6 protein-coding genes and 1 pseudogene are annotated in these 5673 nt (G+C 63.7%); 3 read left to right on the plus strand and 4 right to left on the minus strand.

The window, feature by feature from the left end; translation table 11 throughout:
- A pseudogene (locus B3D39_RS19100) lies at positions 1–722 on the minus strand (glycosyl transferase); the annotation flags it as partial.
- A gap of 214 nt (positions 723–936) precedes the next feature.
- Positions 937–2100: a glutamine-hydrolyzing carbamoyl-phosphate synthase small subunit gene (gene carA, locus B3D39_RS19105; protein WP_078599538.1), complete on the minus strand. Its 1164-nt coding sequence runs from the start codon at positions 2098–2100 to the stop codon at positions 937–939.
- A gap of 170 nt (positions 2101–2270) precedes the next feature.
- On the opposite strand from carA, the gene B3D39_RS19110 reads away from it, so the two are divergent.
- From B3D39_RS19110 to B3D39_RS19120, 3 genes are all read left to right on the plus strand, one after another.
- Positions 2271–2735 (plus strand): GatB/YqeY domain-containing protein, encoded by a 465-nt coding sequence (locus B3D39_RS19110; RefSeq protein WP_078519770.1) that lies wholly within the window; start codon positions 2271–2273, stop codon positions 2733–2735.
- A gap of 81 nt (positions 2736–2816) precedes the next feature.
- Positions 2817–3002 carry a DUF3008 family protein gene (locus B3D39_RS19115; protein ID WP_274963826.1) on the plus strand — a complete coding sequence of 62 codons (186 nt, stop codon included), beginning with the start codon at positions 2817–2819 and terminating at the stop codon, positions 3000–3002.
- Between the two features lie 59 nt (positions 3003–3061).
- Entirely contained in the window at positions 3062–3478 is a 417-nt protein-coding gene (locus tag B3D39_RS19120) for a hypothetical protein (RefSeq protein ID WP_274963825.1), read from the plus strand.
- On the opposite strand, the gene B3D39_RS19125 is transcribed toward B3D39_RS19120, so the two are convergent.
- Positions 3479–4015, minus strand: coding sequence for a DUF2244 domain-containing protein (locus B3D39_RS19125; protein WP_078569539.1), 537 nt, complete (start codon positions 4013–4015; stop codon positions 3479–3481).
- Positions 4016–4107: 92 nt separating this feature from the next.
- Positions 4108–5673, minus strand: a 1566-nt coding sequence (locus B3D39_RS19130; protein ID WP_286789964.1) for a cytochrome c oxidase subunit I, incomplete at its 5' end; no start/stop codon positions are given.

Here is a 5673-nt window from a genome sequence, read left to right on the forward strand (position 1 = left end):
TCAGGGGCGGGACGGCGGCGGGCGGTGAGTTCGCTCGCGAAAGCGGCCAGTTTGAGCGCTATGGAGCCTACGAGCGTGAGCATCACCCATGCGAAGAGAATGCCGATCAGGAGAGAAGGTGCGAGCCACAGGCCGAGACCCGTCACCACGAGAAACCCCGCCGCAATCCGGCTTGCACGCTTTTCGTTATGGTCACGGCAGCTCTCGGCCGGGTCGACCTTGATCTCGGCGCGGCGGATCAGGGCGGTCTGGCGGCGGGCCAACAAGCTGTCATGGATGCAGCGTTCCGGCGCCAGCACCAGCCTGTAGGGCGCATGGCGCGCGGGCAGGGCGTCGCGCAGCGCTTCGAAATCCTCGGGCCGAGCGGTCGCGATCAGGGTGACACCGCCCACGCGCCGCCATGGCACCATCGCATGTCTCAGACAAAGCTCCGCCCCGACAGCATCGATGAGGCGCGGATCGGGGGGAGATGCCTGAAGATCGACGACCGAGGCGTGCCATTGCTCGGCCAAGGCCGCTAGCAGATCGGCCTCACGGACCCAGCCATTGGCCAGAAGAATGTCGCCCAGCCGCACATCCTCGCGTTGCCGCAATGCTGCGGCCTTGAGCAGATCGCCCGGGTCGATCGCACCTCGGTCCAGCAGGATTTGCCCCAAGGGCGGTCGGTCGGCACTGCTGGGTTTGCGGTCGGGCTTGCCTAGCGGATCACGCTCGGATCGCACCAGCGCGCCAGACGAATTCGCCGGTGAAGCGCGCTGCGCGCGTTCCGCGGGTTCTGCTATCGCCGCCGGTATTTCGAGAAGCTGTCGCCGCGCGCCGCCCATGCCAATCCTCGCATCTGTCCCGCAGGGCAGAATGCGAACGCTTGGTTAACATGGTGTTAACGCCCGCCGGGGCCGGTTAGGCATCACGGCGAGCGATTGGTCGGAGTGCAGCTTACGCCTTGCGCGCGCGCATCGCGGTCGCGAAGCGCTCGAACAGGTAGTAGCTGTCCTGCGGACCCGGGCTCGCCTCGGGGTGATACTGCACCGAGAAGACCGGGCGATCGGATATGGCGATCCCGCAGTTCGAGCCGTCGAAGAGCGACACGTGGGTCTCGGAGACTCCCTTGGGCAGGGTCTGGCTGTCGACCGCGAAGCCGTGGTTCATCGAGGTGATCTCGACCTTGCCGGTGGTCAGGTCCTTCACCGGGTGGTTCGCCCCGTGGTGGCCGTGGTTCATCTTGATCGTCTTCGCGCCGAGCGCGAGCGCCAGCATCTGGTGGCCGAGGCAGATGCCGAAGACGGGCAGCTCGGTTTCCAGAATGCCCTTGATCATTGGCACGGCATATTCCCCGGTGGCCGCCGGATCGCCCGGGCCGTTCGACAGGAAGACCCCATCGGGCTCAAGCGCGAGCACGTCTTCGGTGGTCGCGGTCGCGGGCAGCACGGTCACGTCGCAGCCAGCCGAAGCGAGGCAGCGCAGGATGTTGCGCTTCGCGCCGTAGTCGATGGCGACCACTTTCAGATCGTTGCCTTCGGCCTTCTTGTAGCCCTCGGGCCAGGCCCAGCGCATCTCGTCCCAGCGGTAGCTTTGCGCGCAGGTCACGTCCTTCGCGAGGTCGAGCCCTTCGAGCCCGGACCATTCGCGGGCCTTGCGCACCAGAGCCTCGATGTCGAAGACGCCATCGGGGTTGTAGGCGAGCGCGACATGCGGCGCACCCTGCTGGCGGATCGCGCGGGTCAGGCGGCGGGTGTCGATGCCGCCGATGCCGATCCGACCGCGCTTTTCGAGCCACTCGACCAGCGTCTCGGCCGCGCGCCAGTTCGACGGCTCGGTCGGGTCCCATTTCACCACCATGCCAGCGGCGACGGGGTCGTTCGTCTCGTCATCTTCCGGGTTCACGCCGGTGTTGCCGATATGGGGGAAGGTGAAGGTCACCACCTGACCCGCATAGGACGGGTCGGTCATGATTTCCTGATAGCCGGTCATCGAGGTGTTGAAGACCAGTTCGGCCACTGTCTCGCCCGGGCGGCCGAAACCCTTCCCGTAAAACAGCGATCCATCAGCGAGCGCGATCAACGCAGTGGGCTTTTCCGATGCGGACTGGCTTGCAGGCATGGCGCGACTCCCCGATGTCAAAATTCGCCGGAACCTAGACGCGCTGAACGCGGGGGTCAAGAGGCCATGAAATAATTGCGAATTGCTTATTTATCAATGACTTGCGGATGTTGTGCGCGTTTCGCAATGCCGCTATTCTGACGCCTTCACTGAAGTAGGGACACGATGTGATGCAAATGCGCGATAAGATCGCCGCCGCGTTGAAAGCGGCGATGAAGGAAAAGGATCAGGAGCGGCTCTCGACGCTGCGGCTGGTCAACGCCGCCATCAAGGACCGCGAGATCGCGATGCGCGCCGAAGGCGAGGGCGAGGGTACTGTCGGCGACGCCGAAGTGCTTGCGATCATGGGAAAGATGGTGAAGCAGCGTCAGGAAAGCGCACGCGCCTATGAAGAGGGCGGTCGGCTTGAGCTGGCCGAGAAGGAACAGGCCGAGATCCGCGTGATCGAGGACTTCCTGCCGCGTCAGCTGAGCGAAGATGAGGTGAATGCCGCCATCGAAGCCGCCATCTCGAAACTCGGTGCGGAGTCGATTCGCGACATGGGGCGCGTGATGGGCGAGCTGAAGGGGCAATATACAGGACAGATGGATTTCTCGAAGGCGGGCCCGATGGTGAAAGATCGTCTCGCCTCCTGATCTGAATTGGGTCTCCTGAGACTGGGAACAGCGCCCCCTTGTGGGGCGTTTTCTTTTGAGCATTTGTCAAAGGAGGCGGCGATGCCGGCGCAATCGAAAGCACAGCAGAAAGCAGCGGGCGCGGCGCTCGCGGCCAAACGCGGTGAGACCAAGGTCGGCGATCTTCAGGGTGCGTCGAAGGAGATGTATGACAGCATGTCCGAAAGCGAGCTTGAGGATATCGCGAGCACGAAGCGCAAGGATCTCCCTGACAGCAAGGACGACTGAGAGGCGCGGTTGCGGCCGTGCGTGATGTCGAGTGACGAGTAATGTGTTTGGAGGAATGGATGGGGCGTCTTCCGGGGTGGGCGGTGATTGGGACTGTTGTCGGGCTGGCGGGATGTGTCCCGGAACCGGGCCTGCAGGATCTGAAGCGGAGCTATCCCGACCGCACGCTTTATCATTTCAATTCCTCTGCCTTGGGTGGCGAGGTGAGCTATCTCTGCGCGGCGGGCAGCACGCCGAGGGCTACCAAAGCCCGCGCGCGCAAGGCCCATGCCGCCTATGAGGTCGAAATACAGAGCTACGGCGACAGGTTCGCCGAGACGCTGGTCTCCGCTCTGGAAGCCGGAACCGGGGCGAGTTCCGCCGCGCAAGAGGTCAACCGGGACAGCGACGCCTGGGCGCGCGAAGCGGCGTTGAAGATCGAGGAACAGTATGAATGCCTGCCCGTGGCCGCACCGGGGGTCGGTATCTCGAAGTGATCAGGGCGTAATGGGCGCGCGCGAGGCTGCAAGGCGGATCACGAGTTCGCGGTGCAGCTGGCGACGCTCTTCCGGCGTGAGAAACGCGCCGATCTCCACCTCGCGCGGGCCGCCGCGCAGGGTGAGGTAGGCTTCGACCGGCCCGCCCTTTCCATGCAGATCAGCCTGCACCCAATGCGGATTGGCCGCCCAGTCGCGCGAGGGTTTGCCCGGTTCGTGGCGGATCAGGTGCAGGTCCGGCCCGTTGAAGGTCAGGACCTCGAGCACCTCTCCGGTGCGATAGCTATGCGAGATTGCCCACCAGACGCCTGCGATGGCGAGCGCGATGAAGGGCAGCAGCCCCCACAGCTCCACATGGCCCAGCAGCGACAGCAGCGGCAGGCTGACCATGACCACCGTGGCCGCGATGAAGAAGACAAAGCCTTTTCGCGGCAGGGAACGGTAGGGCCAAAGGTGCAGCTGATCGGGCAGGGGCGCAGCCTCGGAGCGGGGCGCCTCCATGGTTTGGCCTTCGGTATCTGTCCAGCGATAGGGCATGATCCGCCCGGTCCTTCCTGCAACCTCTCGCCCTTTTGCAAACGGCCCCGGATCGCTCCGGGGCCGTTCTCGTTATCAGGAGATCTAGATCACTAGTGCGCGTGGGCGTGATCCCAATCCTCGCGCTTCGGGAGCTCCTCGAAGGTGTGCTCCGGCGGCGGGGAGGGCAGGGTCCACTCCAGCGTGTCGGCATACTCGTTCCAGTAGTTGTTCTCGGTGACGCGCTTACCCTTGAACAGGGTGTAGAACACGATGCCGATGAAGAACACGAAGCTGGCGAACGAGATGAACGCACCGATCGAGCTGATGTAGTTCCAGGTGGCGAAAGCCTCCGGATAGTCGATGTAACGGCGCGGCATGCCCTGACGGCCCAGGAAGTGCTGCGGGAAGAAGATCAGGTTCGACCCGATGAACATCATCCAGAAGTGCAGCTTGCCGGCCCATTCCGGGTATTGGCGGCCCGACATCTTGCCGATCCAGAAGTAGACGCCCGCGAAGATCGCGAACACCGCCCCCAGCGACATCACGTAGTGGAAGTGCGCCACGACGTAGTAGGTGTCGTGATAGACGCGGTCGAGCGGCGCCTGCGACAGCACCACGCCGGTCACGCCGCCGATGGTGAACAGGAACAGGAAGCCGATCGCCCAGAGCATCGGCGTCTTGAACTCGATCGAGCCGCCCCACATCGTCGCGATCCAGCTGAACACCTTCACGCCCGTTGGCACCGCGATCACCATCGTCGCCACCATGAAGTAGCTTTGCTGGGTCAGCGACAGGCCCACCGTATACATGTGGTGCGCCCAGACGACGAAGCCCAGAACACCGATCGCCACCATCGCGTAGACCATCGGCAGGTAGCCGAAGACCGGCTTCTTGGAGAAGGTCGCGATGACGTGGCTGATAATGCCGAAGCCCGGCAGGATGATGATGTAGACCTCGGGGTGACCGAAGAACCACAGGATGTGCTGGTAGAGGATCGGATCGCCGCCACCCGACGGATCGAAGAAGGTGGTGCCGAAGTTACGGTCCATCAGCAGCATGGTGATCGCGCCTGCCAGAACCGGCAGCGACAGCAGGATCAGCCAGGAAGTCACGAAGATCGACCAGGCAAACAGCGGCACCTTGTGCAGCGTCATGCCCGGCGTCCGCATGTTGAGGAAGGTCGTGATCATGTTGATCGCGCCGAGGATCGAGCTGGCGCCCGAGACGTGCACGGCGAAGATCGCGAGATCCATCGAATAGCCGCCCTCGTTCACGGACAACGGCGGGTAGAGCACCCAGCCCACGCCCGAGCCTGCGCCGCCGCCGCCACCGGGGGCGAGCAGCGAAGCGATCCCGAGCGAGGTGCCCGCGACATAGAGCCAGTAGCTGAGATTGTTCATCCGCGGGAACGCCATGTCGGGTGCACCGATCATCAGCGGGACGAACCAGTTGCCGAAACCACCGATCAGGGCGGGCATAACCATGAAAAAGATCATGATCAGGCCGTGATAGGTGATCACGACGTTGTAGAAGTGCTTGGCGTGTTCGATCGCCTGATCGCCCGAGTAACCGAAGAACTCCATCAGGCCGGTAAGCGGCCCGATGCCCGGCTGCGCAAGCTCAAGCCGGATGAGGCCCGACAGCGTGTAGCCGACGATCCCCGCGACCAGCGCGAA

The organism is Thioclava sp. UBA3469, from assembly GCF_002378135.1.
Lineage (GTDB): Bacteria > Pseudomonadota > Alphaproteobacteria > Rhodobacterales > Rhodobacteraceae > Thioclava > Thioclava sediminum.